The sequence below is a fragment of the Subtercola boreus genome, from assembly GCF_003399635.1.
GTDB classification, from domain to species: Bacteria; Actinomycetota; Actinomycetes; order Actinomycetales; family Microbacteriaceae; genus Subtercola; species Subtercola boreus_B.
In genome coordinates this window covers 147,826-164,958 of sequence record NZ_NBXB01000029.1, presented here as the reverse complement: position 1 = coordinate 164,958, position 17,133 = coordinate 147,826, and the positions used below count along the sequence as shown (strand labels likewise).

The window sequence follows — 17,133 nt, the reverse complement described above, 5'->3', positions numbered from 1 at the left end:
CCCGCTAAGCTGGGGTTCGTTGTACGCACGACCCACAACTGAACACTGCCGGCCGACAGGTCGATGCGGGAGAGCCCCAGGTACGCCGGGGCACCGAAGGAGCAAGTCTCTCCACCAATCTCTCAGGTACGTGTACCGCGTCGAACTGGCCACTCTGAAAAGTAGCCCCCGGATGTCCCGGCGGGCTCGCCCACGGTGAAAGTCGCCTACGCTCCGGCGCGGCGGTGAAGCTCTCAGGCACGATGACAGAGGGAGAGTTCTCGGGAACCGATCGGTTCCCGTCGACATCAGCACGCTTCGGCCGTCTCGTATCCGCGAACCCGCCGAGGCCCGCCTGACCAGAGAGAACTCATGACCGACAGTTCTGATCCGCACGGCCCGGGCTCGCACGGCGATCTGCCTCCCACCCTCTCCTCGCCCGATGCCACCCTGCTCGATGCGACGGCCCTGCCCAGCGGCCTGGTCTTCTCGCCGTTGCACGAGGTGCATGTCGCAGCAGGCGCCGGGTTCACCGACTTCGCCGGTTGGCAGATGCCGGTGCGGTACTCCAGCGACCTCGCCGAGCACCATGCCGTTCGCACGGCGGCCGGCATCTTCGACCTCTCCCACATGGCCGAGCTGCGGGTCGAGGGGCCCGAGGCCGCCGCCTTCCTCGACTACGCCCTGGCCGGGAAGCTCTCGGCCATCGCGATCGGCCAGGCGAAGTACAGCCTGCTCCTCACCCCGGATGCCGGCATCGTCGACGATCTCGTGGTGTACCGCCGCGGTGAGACCGACTTCCTGGTGGTCGCGAACGCGGGCAACCATGCCGAGGCGCTCGACGGGCTCCGGGCGCGCACGGGCGGATTCGCGGTGACAGTCACGGACGAGAGCGACGACACAGCGCTGATCGCGGTGCAGGGCCCGAACGCCCGCGCGATCGTGAAGGCGGCCGCCGGCATCCGGTTCGCGGACGCTGCGGCTGCTGCTCCGGATGCCGCGACCCACGCTGCTCCGGATGCCGCGACCCACCCCCTCGACTCGCTGAAGTACTACTGGTCGGTCGACGCCGAGTATCAGGGGCGGGGCCTCTTCGTCGCCCGCACCGGCTACACCGGCGAGGACGGTTTCGAGCTCTATGTGCCGGTCGCTCTCGCGGTGCCGCTCTGGAACGATCTGGTCACGGCCGGCGAACCGTTGGGCCTCGTGCCGGCCGGTCTCGCCTCGCGCGACACCCTGCGCCTCGAGGCGGGCATGCCGCTCTACGGGCACGAACTGGGCCTCGACACGAAGCCGGCCCAGGCCGGACTCGGCCGCGTGCCGAACCTCGCAAAGGGCGACTTCGTCGGTCGCGCGGCCCTCGAATCCGACGCCCAGCCGGGATCCGGAGCCGACACCGTCCGCGTGCTCGTCGGCCTCGTGGGGGAGGGCAAGCGCGCCGCCCGTGCCGACTACGAGATCTTCGGCCCCGCGACATCCGGAGCCGGTGCAGGTGCCGCCGACGCCACCACCGCCGACACCGCCACCTCCGGCACCGCCACCTCCGGCACCGCCACCTCCGGCATCGGCACCGTCACCAGCGGCGTGCTCTCACCCACCCTCGGCTTCCCCATCGCCATGGCGTACGTCGACCCCGCCTTCGCGGAGCCCGGCTCCGAGGTCACCATCGACATCCGCGGAAAGCGCCTCACCTTCCGCGTCACCACCCTGCCGTTCTACCGCCGAAAGAGAGACTGAGACGTGACTGACTTCGACCAGCTTAACTTCACCCGAGAGCACGAATGGGTTCGCCTCGAGCCCGCCGCCGACGGCGCCGCCCCGAGCGCCACCATCGGCATCACGGCCTACGCGGCCGACAAACTCGGTGACGTCGTGTACGTCGACCTGCCCGACGAGGGCGTGGAGATCGCCGACGGTTCGGTGGTCGGCGAGATCGAGTCGACCAAGTCGGTGGGCGAGCTCTTCGCTCCCGTGAACGGCACGATCCTCGCCAAGAACTCGGCCGTCGAGGATTCGCCCGAGCTCGTCAACAGCGACCCCTATGGCGAGGGCTGGCTCATCCGCGTTGCCTTCACCGAACTGCCGGCGTTGCTCAGCTACACCGAATACCAGGCGCTGCTCGGCGACGAGGAGGCCTCCCACTGATGGCGGTTCCCTTCGTCGATCGCCACATCGGCACCGATCGAGCGGCCCAGGCCGTCATGCTCCAGACCCTCGGCTACGACTCGGTGAACGCGCTGGTCGAGGCGGCCGTGCCCGAGTCGATCCACGCCGCGGAGGTCGGTGCGGATGGGGTTGGTAGGGCATCCGTCATCCCCGCCCCGGCGACCGAGCGCGAGGTCTCCGCGGAGCTCCGTGCGCTGGCATCGCAGAACAGCGTCAAGCGGTCGATGATCGGCCTCGGCTATTACGACACGATCACGCCGGCCGTCATCAAACGGAACGTCTTCGAGAACCCCAGCTGGTACACGGCCTACACGCCGTACCAGCCCGAGATCTCGCAGGGCCGCCTCGAGGCGCTCATCAACTTCCAGACGATGGTCGCCGAGCTGACCGGTCTCACCACCTCGAACGCCTCGATGCTGGATGAGTCGACCGCCGTCGCCGAGGGCATGCTGCTCGCCCGTCGCGCGAGCAAGCAGGCCTCGCACACCTTTGTCGTCGATGCGGATGCCCTCCCGCAGACCAAGGCGCTGTTGGCGTCGCGCGCCGAGGCTGTCGGCATCGACCTGGTCGAGCTCGACCTGGCGAACACGGCACCGGATGATCTTCCCGAGAGCTTCGGCGTGTTCATCCAGTACCCCGGGGCATCCGGTCGCATCGTCGACCCCCGCGCCGTCATCGAGAAGGCGCACGTCGGGGGAGCGCTGGCGGTCGTCGCCGCCGACCTGCTCGCCCTGACGCTGCTCGAGTCGCCGGGTTCACTCGGCGCGGATGTCGCGGTCGGAACCACCCAGCGCTTCGGCGTGCCGATGGGCTTCGGCGGCCCGCACGCGGGCTACATGGCCGTGCGGAAGGGTCTCGAACGACAGCTGCCCGGCCGCCTCGTCGGTGTGAGTGTGGATGCTGTCGGCAACCGCGCCTATCGATTGAGCCTGCAGGCGCGCGAGCAGCACATCCGCCGCGAGAAGGCCACGTCGAACATCTGCACGGCGCAGGTGCTGCTGGCGATCATGGCCGGCATGTACGCGGTCTACCACGGGCCCGATGGGCTGAAGGCGATCGCAACCGAGGTGAACGACCGTGCGCGGGAGCTCGCCACGACCCTCCGCGCCGGCAGTTTCGAGGTGGTGCACGAGCGCTTCTTCGACACGGTGACGCTCGCTGTTCCCGGTCGCGCGCGCGCCCTCGCCGATGCAGCCTACGCACGCGGCTACCTGGTGAACGTCGTCGATGAGAACACCCTGACGATCTCGGTCGACGAGACGACGACCCCGGCCGACCTTCTCGCCGTCACGGATGCCCTCGACGCCCTGCCTCGGGGCAGCGCGACGTACACCGAGGTGCTGCCGAGCCTGCCGGCCGCGCTCATCCGCACCACCGACTACCTGACGCACCCCGTCTTCAACACGCACCGCTCCGAGACGAGCATGATGCGGTACCTCAAGCGCCTCGCCGACTACGACTACGCCCTCGACCGGGGCATGATCCCGCTCGGCTCGTGCACGATGAAGCTCAATGCCGCCACCGAGATGGAGGCGGTGAGCTGGCCCGAGTTCGCCGGGCTCCACCCGTTCGCACCGCGTGATGACGTCACCGGCTACCTGTCGCTGATCGACCAGCTCGAGACGTGGCTCGCCGAGGTGACCGGATACGACTCTGTCTCATTGCAGCCGAACGCCGGCAGCCAGGGAGAGCTCGCGGGGCTGCTCGCGATCCGCGGATACCACCGTTCGCGGGGCGACGAGGCGCGTACCGTCTGCCTGATCCCGTCGAGCGCACACGGCACCAATGCGGCGTCGGCGGTGCTCGCCGGCATGAAGGTCGTCGTCGTCGCCTGCGACGAGCTCGGCAATGTGGACGTGGATGATCTGCGAGCCAAGATCAAGGGCCACGCCGACACACTGGCTGCGCTGATGATCACCTATCCGTCGACGCACGGCGTCTACGAGCACGACGTGGTCGACATCTGCCGCCTCGTGCATGAGGCTGGCGGGCAGGTCTACGTCGACGGCGCGAACCTGAACGCGGTGCTCGGCTTCGCCCGGTTCGGCGAGTTCGGGGGCGACGTGTCGCACCTCAACCTGCACAAGACGTTCTGCATCCCGCACGGCGGCGGCGGGCCGGGCGTCGGGCCGGTGGCGGCCAGGGCGCACCTCGCCCCGTTCCTGCCCGGGCACGCGTTCGCGCAGAAGCAGGAGCATCCGCTGGTTGGTGACGAGGCGAGCGCCATCGCCGGCACCGTCGTGCATGCCGGAGGGGCCGTCTCGGGCGCTCCCTACGGCAGTTCGAGCATCCTGCCGATCAGCTGGGCCTATGTGCGCATGATGGGCTCCGAGGGGCTCAAGCAGGCGACCGGTGCGGCCGTGCTGGCCGCCAACTACGTGGCCGTGCGGCTCCGGGACCACTACCCGGTGCTGTACGCCGGCGACAACGGGCTCGTCGCGCACGAATGCATCCTCGACCTCCGGCCGCTGAAGGATGCCACGGGCGTGACCGTCGACGACGTGGCCAAGCGCTTGGTCGACTACGGTTTCCACTCGCCGACGATGAGCTTTCCCGTGGCAGGCACGCTCATGGTCGAACCGACCGAGAGCGAGGATCTGGCCGAGATCGACCGGTTCATCGACGCGATGATCGCCATCAAGGCCGAAGCAGACGCCGTGCAGGCGGGGGAGTGGCCGGCGGGGGACAACCCGCTGGTGAACGCCCCGCACACCGCCCAGTCGATCGCTGTGGGCTCGTGGGAGCATCCATACGACCGTGAGCGCGCCGTGTACCCGGTGCAGTCGCTCATCTCGCACAAGTACTGGCCGCCGGTGCGCCGCATCGACCAGGCGTACGGCGACCGCAACCTGTTCTGCGCCTGCCCGCCCCCGGAGGCGTTCGAGGAGGGGTGAGTGTTTCTCAGCCCGTACGATAGTGACGATGTCTGAGAAACGAACTCCCGTACGACTGTTGGCTGCCCTGGCGCTGGCGGGTGCCCTCGCCCTGGCCGGGGCCGCTCCCGCCTTCGCCGACCCTGCGTACTCCTCCGGGGGCTGCGACATCAATCGCGCCGTCGATGGGCCGGTGGCCGGTGGCAGCAAGTGCGCCGGGGCAGACCTCAGCGGGGCCAAGCTGGCCCAGTCGGCGTTCCAGGGTGCCGACCTGTCGGGGGCGACGCTCGCGCGCGCAGACGTGCAGGACTCGAACTTCCAGGGCGCGAACCTCACGGGCGCGAACTTCAGCGCCACCCGCATCGTGAGCGCGGACTTCACCGGGGCGGGCATCCTGCCGGCGACCCTCGACGTGGTGGCCGACTCGGCCACAGGCGCTGCCGTCACCCTCACGCCCACCCTCCCCACCGGCCTCACGATGACAGGCTGCACGATTGCTGGTGAGACGGTCGAGTCCGGGGCGGTCTTCCCGCTCGGGCAGTCGGGCGTGGTGTGCTCGTTCGCGTCGTCGCGCCCGAACGAGACGGCCACGGCCCTCGTGATGATCAGTGTGACGACGCCTGCCACGACAGCGACAGCGCCCCCGGTTCCCGTGTTCACGGAGACGCCCGCGGCCCAGGCTCCCTCGGGAGCCGCGTCGCAGGGCCTGCCGGCCGGCACGATGAACATCCTGCTCTTCGGCGGCGGCGGGGTGCTGCTGCTTGGCATCGTCGCCCTGATCGTGCGCGGTGCCCGCGGCGCCTCCCGCGGCCGCGGCCGCCCCTGACCGTCCGGGCACATCACCGAACCGACGGCCTCAGCAGGATCCGTCGGCCATAGCGCGGCGGCTTCGACCCGGGCCGTCCGTTCGGTGAATCAGCAGCGCGCGGCGGTCAGAAGAACTGCGGGAACGTCGCCAGCGCCCAGGCGTAGCCGACGAACGACGCGATGTCGATGATCCAGTGCGCGATCACCAGCGGCACCACGCGGCCCCAGCGGAGGTAGAGCCAACCGAAGACAACACCCATCACCACGTTGCCGATGAACGGTCCGATGCCCTGGTAGAGGTGGTAGCTGCCCCGCAGCACCGCGGTGCTCAGGATGATCGTCCACGTGTGCCATCCGAACCGGGCCAGCCGCTCGTAGAGGTAGCCCACGACGATCAGTTCCTCGGTGAGCGCAGCTCGGAGCGCCGAGAGGATGAGCACCGGCACCGTCCACCAGTACGAGTCGAGCGGGGCCGGCACGACATTCACCGTGATGCCGAGTGCCCGGCCGACGAAGTACAGGGCGATGCCCGGCACGCCGATGACGAGCACGAGAAAGAGACCGCGTGTCACGTCGAACACCGGGCGGCGGGCATCGAAGCCGAACTGCCGGAACGGATTCACGCCGGAGAGCGCGAGCAGGTAGAACGCCAGCACCACCGGCAGCAGCGCGAAGAAGATCGCCAGCAGCTGGTAGATCAGGTCGAACGTCGGCCGGTCGCTCAGACTGCCGTTGATCGTCGCCGTCTGCGAGCCGAGAGGGGTCGTGAGGGTCAGGTTCGCGACGAGCCGGACGATGGAATAGACCGCCGAAGCTCCCAGCGACAGACCCAGCACGACGAGCACCTCGAGGCCGAGCATCCGGCGACTGCGAGGTGCAAACTGAGGAGAGGTCATCCCGCGGCTTTCTTGCGTCAAAGGGTATGAACACACCAAGAATGTGCAAAGAGCACAATAAAACGGTGATTTTAGTTTCTAGTATGTAACTTTTTTCACACGCATTTGGTTATGTGCGCGCCCCCTTTTAGGGTACTCGGTAGTCATCGCGCACGAGTTCCGGCTCGAGCGCGGCCTCGACTTGCCCAAGTTGCACAGGAGGAACATTGAGAATCAAACGTTACGGAGTGGGCTTCGCGGCTCTGGCTGTCGCCAGTGCGCTCGTGCTCACGGGTTGCTCAGGTGGCGGTGCCAGCACATCGACCACGAGCGCGAACACGACCGCGATCATCAGCACCAACGGCTCCGAGCCGCAGAACCCGCTGATCCCGACCAACACCAACGAAACCGGTGGCGGAAAGATCACGGACAACATCTTCGCCGGCCTCGTGTACTACGACGAGAAGGGTGCTCCCCAGAACGACATGGCCGACTCGATCACCACGACCGACTCGACCACATTCACGATCAAGATCAAGCCGAACGAGAAGTTCACGAACGGCGAAGCGGTCACCTCCGACTCGTTCATCAACGCCTGGCAGTACGGTGCGCTCTTCAGCCACACCCAGCTCAACAGCTACTTCTTCGAGGACATCGAAGGCTACAACGCCGAGTCCGACTCGGTGCTCACTGGCCTCGCCAAGGTCGACGACCAGACGTTCACGGTCAAGCTCACCTCTCCGCAGTCGGACTTTCCGCTGCGCCTCGGCTACACGGCCTTCATGCCGCTGCCCTCCGTCGCGTTCACCGACCTCGCTGCGTTCGGTGAGAACCCGATCGGAAACGGCCCGTACAAGCTGGCCTCGACGGGTGCCTGGCAGCACAACGTCAAGATCGACCTCGTCGTGAACCCTGACTACACCGGCGGACGCAAGCCCCAGAACGGTGGCCTGACCATCAAGTTCTACGCCAGCGCCGACGCCCAATATGCTGACCTGCAGTCGAACGCCGTCGACGTGATCGACCAGATCCCCGACAGTGCCTACCAGACCTACACCACCGACCTCGGTGACCGTGCGGTCAACCAGCCTGCCGCGATCTTCCAGTCGTTCACCATCCCGGGTCGCCTCCCGCACTTCAGCGGTGAAGAGGGCCAGCTGCGCCGCCAGGCCATCTCCGAGGCCATCGACCGCGACACCATCACCAAGGTGATCTTCGAAGGCACCCGCACCCCGGCCGCCGACTTCACCTCCCCGGTGATCGACGGGTGGAGCGACTCCATCGCCGGCTCCGACGTGCTGAAGTACAACGCCGACGACGCCAAGGCGCTGTGGGCCAAGGCCGACGCCATCTCACCGTGGAGCGGTACCTTCCAGATCGCATACAACGCTGACGGCGGCCACCAGGGCTGGGTCGACGCTGTGGCGAACAACCTGAAGAACAACCTCGGTATCGACGCCTCCGGCGCCCCGTCACCGACGTTCGCCCAGGTCCGCACGGCCATCACTGACCGCACGATCCAGACCGCCTTCCGCACCGGATGGCAGGCTGACTACCCGGGCCTGTTCAACTTCCTGGGACCGATCTACGCGACCGGCGCCGGCTCGAACGATGGGGACTACTCGAACCCCGCCTTCGACGCCCTGCTCGCCAAGGGATCGAGCGAGACCGACACGGCCGCTGCGAACAAGGACTACCAGGACGCACAGTCCATCCTGTTCAAGGATCTGCCTGTCATCCCGCTCTGGTACTCGAACGTGACCGGTGGCTACGGAACATCCGTCTCCAACGTGCACTTCGGCTGGAACTCGGTTCCGCTGTACTACGAGATCACCAAGGGCTGACCCAGCCCGCACGGCCACAGGGGCGGCAGCTGACACGCTGCCGCCCCTGTGCTGTGATCCCGTCATTGGTTCCGGGGCGTTCCAGAACACGTATATTGTTCTTCAGCGCCTGCGGCCCGACACAGTAAGGTCACCCGAATTCTCATGTGCACAACCCCCGAACGCGAAGGCTGATTCATGGCCGGCTACATTCTCAGACGCCTGTTGCAGGCGATTCCCGTCTTCATCGGAACAACGTTCCTCATCTACTTCATGGTCTTCGCCCTCCCGGGTGACCCGATCATCGCCCTGTTCGGCGACAAGACGCCGAACCCGGCCATCGTCGCGCAGCTGCGGCAGCAGTATCATCTCGACCAGCCGTTCATCGTGCAGTACCTGATCTACATGGGCGGAATCTTCCAGGGCAACTTCGGGGTCTCCTTCTCCGGCCAGCCGGTCATCGAGATCCTCGCCCGCACTTTCCCCGTGACACTGCGCCTCGCTGTCATCGCCCTTCTCATGGAGACGATCGCAGGCATCCTCGTCGGCATGGTCGCCGGCCTCCGGAAGGGCAAGCTCTTCGACGGCACGACGCTCGCGATCAGCCTCATCCTGATCTCGCTGCCCGTCTTCGTGATCGCGTTCGTCGCGCAGTTCGTGTTCGGTGTGCAGCTCGGCTGGGCACGCACGACCGTCGGCGACGGCGCCCCCATCCAGGACCTGATACTGCCGGCCATCGTGCTGGCGAGCATCAGTTTCGCGCAGATCGTCAGGCTCACCCGGTCATCGGTGATTGAGACCTCGAGTCTCGACTTCGTGCGCACGGCCTACAGCAAGGGCCTCGGCCGTCGCCGCATCATTCCTGTGCACATCCTCCGCAACTCGCTGATCCCCGTAGTGACCTACCTCGCCACCGACTTCGGTGTGCTGCTGGTCGGTGCCACGGTCACAGAGGGCATCTTCAACGTGCCCGGCGTCGGCAACACCCTCTACCAGGCGATCATCCGGGGTGAGGGGCCGACGGTCGTCTCCTTCGTGACCGTCATGGTTCTGATCTATCTGCTCGTGAACCTCGCCGTGGACCTGCTCTACGGCCTGCTCGACCCAAGGATCCGCTATGTCAAATGACGTCAACGAGTCACCGGTGACCGGTTCGTCGGCCCGCTCAGCCAACCATTTCGTCGCCCCCCTCGAAGAGACCCCGCTCGTCGCGATCGACGTCGTCAAGGTCGCCGAGAAGCCCTCGAACCTCTGGATCGACGCGTGGCGGGACGCTCGCAGCCGGCCCATCTTCTGGATCTCGGGCGTGCTCATCCTGCTCGTGCTGGTCGTGGCGCTGCTCCCCGGGCTCTTCACGTCCGTGGCGCCGAACAACGACTGCCAGCTCGCGCTCTCGAACGGAGGGCCGACGGACGGTCATCCACTCGGCTTCACGAAGCAGGGCTGCGACGTCTACTCGCGCATCATCAACGGCACCTCGACGTCGCTGACGGTGGGCATCATCGTGATCCTCCTCACCACGGTGCTGGGTGTCGTGTTCGGTGCCTTCGCCGGTTTCTACGGCGGATGGCTCGACTCGTTCCTCTCGCGCATCGGCGACATCTTCTTCTCGATCCCCTACATCCTGGCCGCTGTGGTCATCATGTCGGTGCTCTCGCAGTACCGGAGCGTCTGGACGATCTCGCTCGCCATCGGCATCTTCGCGTGGCCCTCTACGGCTCGCGTGCTGAGGGCCGAGATCCTGAGCGTGAAGCAGTCGGATTATGTGATGGCATCGTACGCCCTCGGTGTCTCGAAGCTTCGCATCCTGTTCCGCCACGTGCTGCCGAACGCGATCGCACCGGTCATCGCGATCACCACCATCTCGCTCGCCGCCGCGATCGTCGCAGAGGCGACCCTGTCGTTCCTCGGCGTCGGCCTCGGCAGCGACATCATGTCGTGGGGCAACGAGATCAACCAGGCCCAGCGCGACATCCGTACCCACCCCCAGACGCTGATCTACCCGTCGATCGCCCTCTCGATCACCGTGTTCGCCTTCATCCTGATGGGTGAAGTCATTCGAGAAGCACTCGACCCGAAAGCGAGGGCACTCCGTTGAGTTCCACCACACCCAGGCAAACCGTCTCCGGTGCGCCGCTGCTCGAGATCAAGAACCTGCAGGTCGGTTTCCAGACGCAGAACGGCATGGTCCAGGCCGTACGCGGTGCCTCGCTGACCCTCCGTGCGGGCGAGACCCTCGCGATCGTCGGGGAATCCGGGTCGGGTAAATCCACCACCGCCCACGCCGTGATCAACCTGCTTCCGGGCTCCGGCCAGGTCTCCGGCGGCGAGATCCTCTTCGAGGGCCGCGACCTCACCAAGCTCTCCCAGAAGGAGATGGAGGAGGTGCGCGGCAAGTTGATCGGCTTCGTGCCCCAGGACCCGATGTCGAACCTGAACCCGGTGTGGAGCATCGGCTTCCAGGTCGAGGAGGCCATCAAGGCCAACGGCATTGCCACCGGCCGGAGTGACATCAAGAAGCACGCGATCGCCGTGTTGAAGGAGGCAGGCCTCGGCGACGCCGAGAAGCGTCTCCGCCAGTTCCCGCACCAGTTCTCGGGCGGCATGCGCCAGCGCGTGCTGATCGGCATGGGGCTCTCGTCCCGTCCGAAGCTGCTGATCGCGGATGAGCCGACCTCTGCCCTCGACGTGACCGTGCAGCGCACCATCCTCGACAACCTCGAGAAGCTCACGCGCGAGATCGGCACGGCGCTGCTGTTCATCACCCACGACCTCGGCCTCGCCGCCGAGCGCGCCGAGAACCTCGTGGTCATGTACAAGGGACAGGTCGTCGAGTCGGGCCCGTCGAAGGAGATCCTCCAGAACCCGCTGCACCCCTACACGCAGCGCCTGGTCGCGGCGGCGCCAAGCCTCGCGTCACGGCGCATCCAGTCGAGCTCGAAGTCGCTCGTCGACCTCGACTACTCCGCGCCGAAGACGGCCGAGGGACTCGACCTGATCAAGGCCGCTGAGGATCGCGCGGAACTGCAGGCCGCAGCTCCGAAGCGCGAGTCGGCGATCGTGCTGCAGAACCTCACCAAGGTCTACAAGATCCGAGGCAGCAAAGACGACTTCAAGGCCGTCGACAACGTGTCGTTCGAGATCGAGCGGGGCACCACCATGGCGCTGGTGGGGGAGTCGGGCTCCGGTAAGTCGACCGTCGCCAAGATACTGTTGCGACTCGAAGACGCGACAGCGGGCAAGATCCTGATCAATGGCACCGACACGGCGCCGCTGAAGGGCAAGGCGCTTCTCGAACTCCGCCGACGCATGCAGCCGGTCTTCCAGGACCCGTACGGTTCGCTCGACCCTCTCCGCAACATCGGCAACACGATCAGCGAGCCGCTCACCACGCACAACATCGGGGACAAGGCGTCGCGCCGGGCCCGGGTGCTGGAGCTTCTCGACCAGGTCTCGCTCCCGTCAACCCTCGCGACCCGGTATCCGAACGAGCTCTCCGGGGGCCAGCGGCAGCGGGTCGCCATCGCGCGGGCGCTCGCGCTGAAGCCCGACATCGTCATCCTCGACGAGGCGGTCTCCGCTCTCGACGTGCTCGTGCAGGCCCAGATCCTGCAGTTGCTGACCGACCTCCAGACCGAGCTCGAGCTGACGTATCTCTTCATCACGCACGACCTGGCGGTGGTGCGGGTCATCGCCGACAACGTCTCTGTGATGCAGCGCGGAAAGATCGTGGAGAAGGCCACAACGGATGAGGTCTTCGACAACCCGCAGATGGAATATACTAAAGAGTTGCTGAACGCAATCCCCGGGGCTGGAATCGCCCTCGGAGTTTAACGCCGCGTTCACAACCTGCGTGTATTCTCCTGCTGGGCGAGCCCCGGCGAAGAACACATTCCTGAGGGCGTCGCTGCCCCAACCCGTTTATTCGTCGGGCTCGCCACCAGTTTGAGTCCGCATTACATTGAGGACGATCATCCATGGCGTCAGCCACCCGCGATGACCTACGTAACGTAGCCATTGTTGCCCACGTCGACCACGGCAAGACCACGCTCGTCGACGCGATGCTCAAGCAGACCAATTCCTTCGACGCCCACTTCGAGGGCGAAGACCGCATGATGGACAGCAATGACCTCGAGCGCGAAAAGGGCATCACCATCCTGGCCAAGAACACCTCGGTGCTCTACAGCGGCAAGCACGCGGATGGCAAGAACATTGTCATCAACGTCATCGACACCCCGGGCCACGCCGACTTCGGTGGTGAGGTCGAGCGCGGCCTCTCCATGGTCGACGGTGTCGTGCTGCTGGTGGATGCCTCGGAGGGTCCGCTGCCGCAGACCCGCTTCGTGCTCCGCAAGGCGCTCGAGGCCAACCTCCCGGTCATCCTGCTGGTCAACAAGACCGACCGCCCCGACGCCCGCATCGACGAGGTCATCGCCGAGAGCCAGGACCTCCTGCTCGGCCTCGCCTCGGACATGTCGGATGACCACCCCGACCTCGATCTCGATGCTGTGCTCGACGTGCCGATCGTCTACGCCTCGGGGCGCAACGGTGCCGCGTCGAACAACAAGCCCGAAAATGGCACGCTGCCCGACAACGACGACCTCGAACCGCTGTTCGAAGCGATTCTGAAGCACGTTCCCGCTCCCGTCTACGACGACGAGCACCCGCTGCAGGCCCACGTCACGAACCTCGACGCCTCGCCGTTCCTCGGCCGTCTGGCCCTGCTCCGTATCTTCAACGGCCACATCAAGAAGGGCCAGCAGGTCGCCTGGGTGCGGCACGACGGTTCTGTCCAGAACGTCAAGCTCACCGAGCTGCTGATCACGAAGGCCCTCACGCGCTTCCCGACCGAGACGGCCGGCCCCGGTGACATCGTCGCCATCGCCGGTATCGAAGAGATCACCATCGGTGACACAATCTCCGACCCCGAGGATGTCCGGCCGCTGCCGATCATCACGGTCGACGACCCCGCCATCTCGATGACCATCGGCACCAACACCTCGCCGATGATCGGCCGCACCAAGGGCTCGAAGGTCACCGCCCGCATGGTGAAGGACCGGCTCGACCGCGAGCTCGTCGGTAACGTCTCGCTGAAGGTCGTCGACATCGGCCGCCCCGATGCGTGGGAGGTGCAGGGCCGTGGAGAGCTGGCTCTCGCCATCCTCGTCGAGCAGATGCGCCGCGAGGGCTTCGAGCTCACGGTGGGCAAGCCCCAGGTGGTCACCAAGCAGGTCAACGGCAAGACGCACGAACCGTTCGAGCACCTGACGGTGGATGCGCCCGAGGAGTTCCTCGGCGCGATCACCCAGCTGCTGGCGTCTCGCAAGGGCATGATGACGACCATGCAGAACCACGGCACCGGCTGGGTCCGCATGGAGTTCATCGTTCCCTCGCGTGGGCTCATCGGTTTCCGCACCGAGTTCCTCACCACCACGCGTGGCACCGGTATCGCGAACGCGATCTCGCACGGCTACGACGCGTGGGCCGGTGCGATCGTCACCCGCAACAACGGTTCCATCGTGGCCGACCGTTCGGGCGTCGTCACTCCGTTCGCCATCGTCAACCTGCAGGAGCGCATGTCGTTCTTCGTCGAGCCGACGCAGGAGGTGTACGAGGGCATGGTTATCGGTGAGAACTCGCGCGCCGACGACATGGACGTGAACATCACCAAGGAGAAGCAGCTCACCAATATGCGCCAGTCCACGTCGGACACGTTCGAGCGCATGACGCCGTCCCGCAAGCTCACGCTCGAGGAGTCCCTCGAGTTCGCCCGCGAAGACGAGTGCGTCGAGGTGACGCCCGAGTGGGTGCGCATCCGCAAGGTGGAGCTCTCGGCGCAGGCGCGCCAGCGGAGCGCCTCGCGCGTCAAGAGCCAGAACGCGAACGCGTAAGGTTCTGCGCCTCGACTGAACCTGTAGCGGCGTGGCCGCACCCCCGAAGCCCCCGCCCGCCGAGTCTCGACTTGCCGGCGGGGGCTTCGTCGTCGGATCCGGTCTTCACGGAACGACGGAATGCGTGGGGCCCAACTGAGGCTCCCTCTGTCGAGGTATCGATGAGCGCATTCCGTTGGGCGTCTGAATTACTCGGGCACCCCGCGGGATCGAGCGGATCGGGTCAGTCGGCGTCGGCGTACGAGTCGACGATGGAGATGTCGAGCGGCACGTCGAGCGGGAACCGTCCGAAAAGCAGCCGCGTGGCGGAAGCAGCGGACTCGCGGATGGCGTCGGCCACCTCCTCGGCGAGGGCGGCCGGCGCGTGCACGATGACCTCGTCGTGCAGGAAGAACACGAGGTGCGGCGCGTGCTGGAACGGCGGCTTCGCCCTGCCAGCGATGACCGCCGAGGGCGCCGATCCGGCAGCGTCTGTAGCGGTGTCGGTGGTGGCGGAAGGCGAACGGGTTTCGGGCGCGTCGAGGGTGGCGGTGGCAGGGGGGCGGCCGGTACTCGCGGCGGCAGTGGGGGGAACAGCTCGGGGGGTGGCTGTGGGGGCGGTGACGGGCGGGCGGGCGGTGCTCGCGGCGGCGGTGGCAGGGCGGAGGGTGGCCGCGGAGGCGGCGACCGGGCGGACGCTCCGGCCGGCCGCCTGGAGTTCGGCGAGGCGGGCCGCCATCGCGGCGACGGGGTCGGCCGCCTTGAAGGGGGAGTCGGCGGCCTTGCGGCGCTCCCGTTCGGCGATCTCGGCCTCGATCGCGGCGATGCGCGCGGCCTCGCGGTCGGCCGGGGAGAGGTCGGCGACATCCGTGGAGGTGGCGTCGATGGCCGATGCGGGGGAGGTGGCTGATGCTGCGTCGGAGGGGGAGTCAGGGACGGTGGCTGGTGCGGGGTCGGTGGAGTCGGGCTCGGCGGCCGCAGCCACATCGGCACCGGCCAGGGTGGTGGCTGTGGTCGCCACATCGGCGATGTCAGCGTGGGCGAAGTCTGTGTCGGCGAGGTCGATGTCAGCTTCGGCGAGGTCCGCGTCGGCGGGGGCCAGCGCCGCCAGGCGGCGGCGGAGGTCGGCCAGCCAGCAGAGCGCCCAGTCGGCCGCGCTCGCCTGCACCACGAAGTTGCGCGTGAAGCGGCCCCAGTCGCGGGCCTCGCGGCGGGCCTGCTGCTGTACGGCCTCGTTGGGGGAACCTTCCCGGGCGAGGGCCTGGATCTCCGACCAGGCTTCTCCCGGGCGGGGTGCGCTCCGGCCGAGGCGCGACGTCACGACCTCGCCCCGTTCACCCGCGCGGGCGGCGTTCTCGACGTAGGAGAGCGCCGTCGGGAAGGCCCGCCCGAGCCGGGGGAGCAACCGTCCACTCTCACCGGTCGTGGCGCCGTACATGGCCCCGAGCATGGCGACCTTGGCCTCTGCACGGGTCTGCACTGCACCGCTCTCGACGATGCCGGCGTAGAGGTCCTTGCCCTGGCCGGCAGTCGCCATGGTCGTGTCGGCGGAGATACCGGCGAGGATGCGCGGTTCGAGTTGCGCGGCATCCGCGACCACCAGGGTCCAGCCGTCGTCTGCTGTCACGGCTCGACGAACCTGCTTCGGCAGCTGGAGGGCTCCGCCGCCGCGGGTTGCCCAGCGGCCCGAGACGACTCCGCCCGGCACATAGTCGGGGAAGAACCGGCCGTTCGTGACCCAGGACTGCATCCACGACCATCCGTTGGCGCTCAGCAGTCGCGAGAGCTTCTTGTACTCGAGCAGCGGCGGCACGACCGGATGCTCGATGCCCTGCAACTCCCACGACCGGGTGCTGGTGACGGCGAGCCCGGCGGCGCGGAGCGCACGCAGGAGCTCCTGCGGCGAGTCGGGGTTGAGCTGCGGAGCGCCGAGCGCGCGACGCACGGTCTGCGCGAGGGCCTCCAGTCGGGCGGGGCGCCGGCCCGGCTCGACCTGCGGCCCGAGCAACTCCGTGAGCAGCTGGTCGTGCACGTCTTCGCGCCACGGCAGCCCTGCGTGCGACATCTCTGCTGCCACCAGCGCGCCAGCCGACTCGGCCGCGATCAGGAGGCGAAGCCGATTGGGCTCTGTCGAGGTGCGGATCGCGTCGAGCTGCAGCACCAGTTCGGCCACGGTGCCTTCTGCGAGCCTCCCGTCGTCGGAGCTGCCCTGCGGCGCGGCCGGCCTGGCCGGAGAGGAGGGCGTGGTTGGTGAGGAGGGCGTGGTTGGTGAGGATGGCGTGGCCGGTGAGGATGGCGAGTAGGAGCCACCCTCGAAGTCGAAGGGCACCGGGCCGGCGATCCGGTCGGCCGTGGCAGAGGAGCCCTCGAGGCCCGTCAGCGATGTGAACGGCGCTGGTCCGTCGAACTCCCCGCGGGGTGACGCCGCTAGGGCCGAGCCTGCGGTGAGGGCGGATGATCGCAGGATCGTCCGCGTCAACCGGAGGTCGTGGCACCGGTCGACGCGCACCCCGTTCGAGAGAAGCCAGCCGTACTGCGGGGCCGTGTCGGCCCACACCCAGCGCGGATTCTCCAGCTCGAGCGCCTCGACCGCCTCGACGAGATCGTCGCCGTCGAGGGTGGTGGCCGGCTCGTCGGGATCGGCTATTCCGGAGTCGTCGAGCGAGGTGAGGGTGGCAGAGCCTCGGCTGGCCCCGGAGATGACGACGTACACGTCATCCATTCTGGCCGGTACAGCAGA

11 protein-coding genes and 2 riboswitches are annotated in these 17,133 nt (G+C 67.3%); of the genes, 9 read left to right on the top strand and 2 right to left on the bottom strand.

What is annotated here, in order from left to right; genetic code table 11:
• Positions 1-56: 56 nt before the first annotated feature.
• A riboswitch (glycine riboswitch) is annotated at positions 57-148 on the top strand.
• Between the two features lie 2 nt (positions 149-150).
• Positions 151-253, top strand: a riboswitch (glycine riboswitch).
• Positions 254-351: 98 nt separating this feature from the next.
• Genes gcvT through B7R22_RS10645 form a run of 4 tightly spaced genes read left to right on the top strand, consistent with a single transcriptional unit; the run spans position 352 to position 5,844 of the window.
• Entirely contained in the window at positions 352-1,716 is a 1,365-nt protein-coding gene (gene gcvT / locus B7R22_RS10660) for a glycine cleavage system aminomethyltransferase GcvT (RefSeq protein WP_116411714.1), read from the top strand.
• 3 nt (positions 1,717-1,719) lie between these two features.
• Positions 1,720-2,124, top strand: a complete 405-nt coding sequence (gcvH, locus tag B7R22_RS10655) for a glycine cleavage system protein GcvH (protein ID WP_116411713.1) — start codon at positions 1,720-1,722, stop codon at positions 2,122-2,124.
• Positions 2,124-5,039: an aminomethyl-transferring glycine dehydrogenase gene (gcvP, locus tag B7R22_RS10650; protein WP_116411712.1), complete on the top strand. Its 2,916-nt coding sequence runs from the start codon at positions 2,124-2,126 to the stop codon at positions 5,037-5,039. The genes gcvH and gcvP overlap by 1 nt, the downstream gene beginning before the upstream one ends.
• Positions 5,040-5,067: 28 nt before the next feature.
• Positions 5,068-5,844, top strand: coding sequence for a pentapeptide repeat-containing protein (locus B7R22_RS10645; protein ID WP_116411711.1), 777 nt, complete (start codon positions 5,068-5,070; stop codon positions 5,842-5,844).
• A 106-nt stretch (positions 5,845-5,950) separates the two neighbouring features.
• Here the strand turns inward: B7R22_RS10645 and B7R22_RS10640 are convergent, their stop codons facing one another.
• Positions 5,951-6,721, bottom strand: coding sequence for a CPBP family intramembrane glutamic endopeptidase (locus B7R22_RS10640; protein WP_116411710.1), 771 nt, complete (start codon positions 6,719-6,721; stop codon positions 5,951-5,953).
• Positions 6,722-6,933: 212 nt separating this feature from the next.
• Here B7R22_RS10640 and B7R22_RS10635 point away from each other — a divergent pair, with 212 nt between their 5' ends.
• From B7R22_RS10635 to typA, 5 genes are all read left to right on the top strand, one after another.
• Entirely contained in the window at positions 6,934-8,544 is a 1,611-nt protein-coding gene (locus B7R22_RS10635) for a peptide ABC transporter substrate-binding protein (RefSeq protein WP_116411868.1), read from the top strand.
• A 177-nt stretch (positions 8,545-8,721) separates the two neighbouring features.
• The gene (locus B7R22_RS10630) at positions 8,722-9,651 is read left to right on the top strand and encodes an ABC transporter permease (RefSeq protein ID WP_116283546.1); all 930 of its coding nucleotides are present in this window, start codon (positions 8,722-8,724) and stop codon (positions 9,649-9,651) included.
• Entirely contained in the window at positions 9,641-10,621 is a 981-nt protein-coding gene (locus tag B7R22_RS10625; RefSeq protein WP_116411709.1) for an ABC transporter permease, read from the top strand. Before B7R22_RS10630 ends, B7R22_RS10625 begins: the two co-directional genes overlap by 11 nt.
• Positions 10,618-12,357: a dipeptide ABC transporter ATP-binding protein gene (locus B7R22_RS10620; RefSeq protein WP_116411708.1), complete on the top strand. Its 1,740-nt coding sequence runs from the start codon at positions 10,618-10,620 to the stop codon at positions 12,355-12,357. The genes B7R22_RS10625 and B7R22_RS10620 overlap by 4 nt, the downstream gene beginning before the upstream one ends.
• A 143-nt stretch (positions 12,358-12,500) precedes the next feature.
• Positions 12,501-14,414 (top strand): translational GTPase TypA, encoded by a 1,914-nt coding sequence (typA, locus tag B7R22_RS10615; protein ID WP_116411707.1) that lies wholly within the window; start codon positions 12,501-12,503, stop codon positions 14,412-14,414.
• 223 nt (positions 14,415-14,637) lie between these two features.
• Here typA and B7R22_RS10610 read toward each other — a convergent pair whose 3' ends face one another.
• A complete protein-coding gene (locus tag B7R22_RS10610) occupies positions 14,638-17,115 on the bottom strand; it encodes a bifunctional 3'-5' exonuclease/DNA polymerase (protein WP_253259012.1) in 2,478 nt (825 codons plus the stop codon).
• Positions 17,116-17,133 lie beyond the last annotated feature (18 nt).

Excerpts from the sequence above, each read along its gene's own strand:
- gcvT (WP_116411714.1), top strand. The coding sequence starts at position 352 with ATGACCGACAGTTCTGATCCGCACGGCCCGGGCTCGCACGGCGATCTG.
- gcvP (WP_116411712.1), top strand. The coding sequence starts at position 2,124 with ATGGCGGTTCCCTTCGTCGATCGCCACATCGGCACCGATCGAGCGGCC.
- B7R22_RS10645 (WP_116411711.1), top strand. The coding sequence starts at position 5,068 with ATGTCTGAGAAACGAACTCCCGTACGACTGTTGGCTGCCCTGGCGCTG.
- B7R22_RS10640 (WP_116411710.1), bottom strand. The coding sequence starts at position 6,721 with ATGACCTCTCCTCAGTTTGCACCTCGCAGTCGCCGGATGCTCGGCCTC.
- B7R22_RS10630 (WP_116283546.1), top strand. The coding sequence starts at position 8,722 with ATGGCCGGCTACATTCTCAGACGCCTGTTGCAGGCGATTCCCGTCTTC.
- B7R22_RS10625 (WP_116411709.1), top strand. The coding sequence starts at position 9,641 with ATGTCAAATGACGTCAACGAGTCACCGGTGACCGGTTCGTCGGCCCGC.
- typA (WP_116411707.1), top strand. The coding sequence starts at position 12,501 with ATGGCGTCAGCCACCCGCGATGACCTACGTAACGTAGCCATTGTTGCC.
- B7R22_RS10610 (WP_253259012.1), bottom strand. The coding sequence starts at position 17,115 with ATGGATGACGTGTACGTCGTCATCTCCGGGGCCAGCCGAGGCTCTGCC.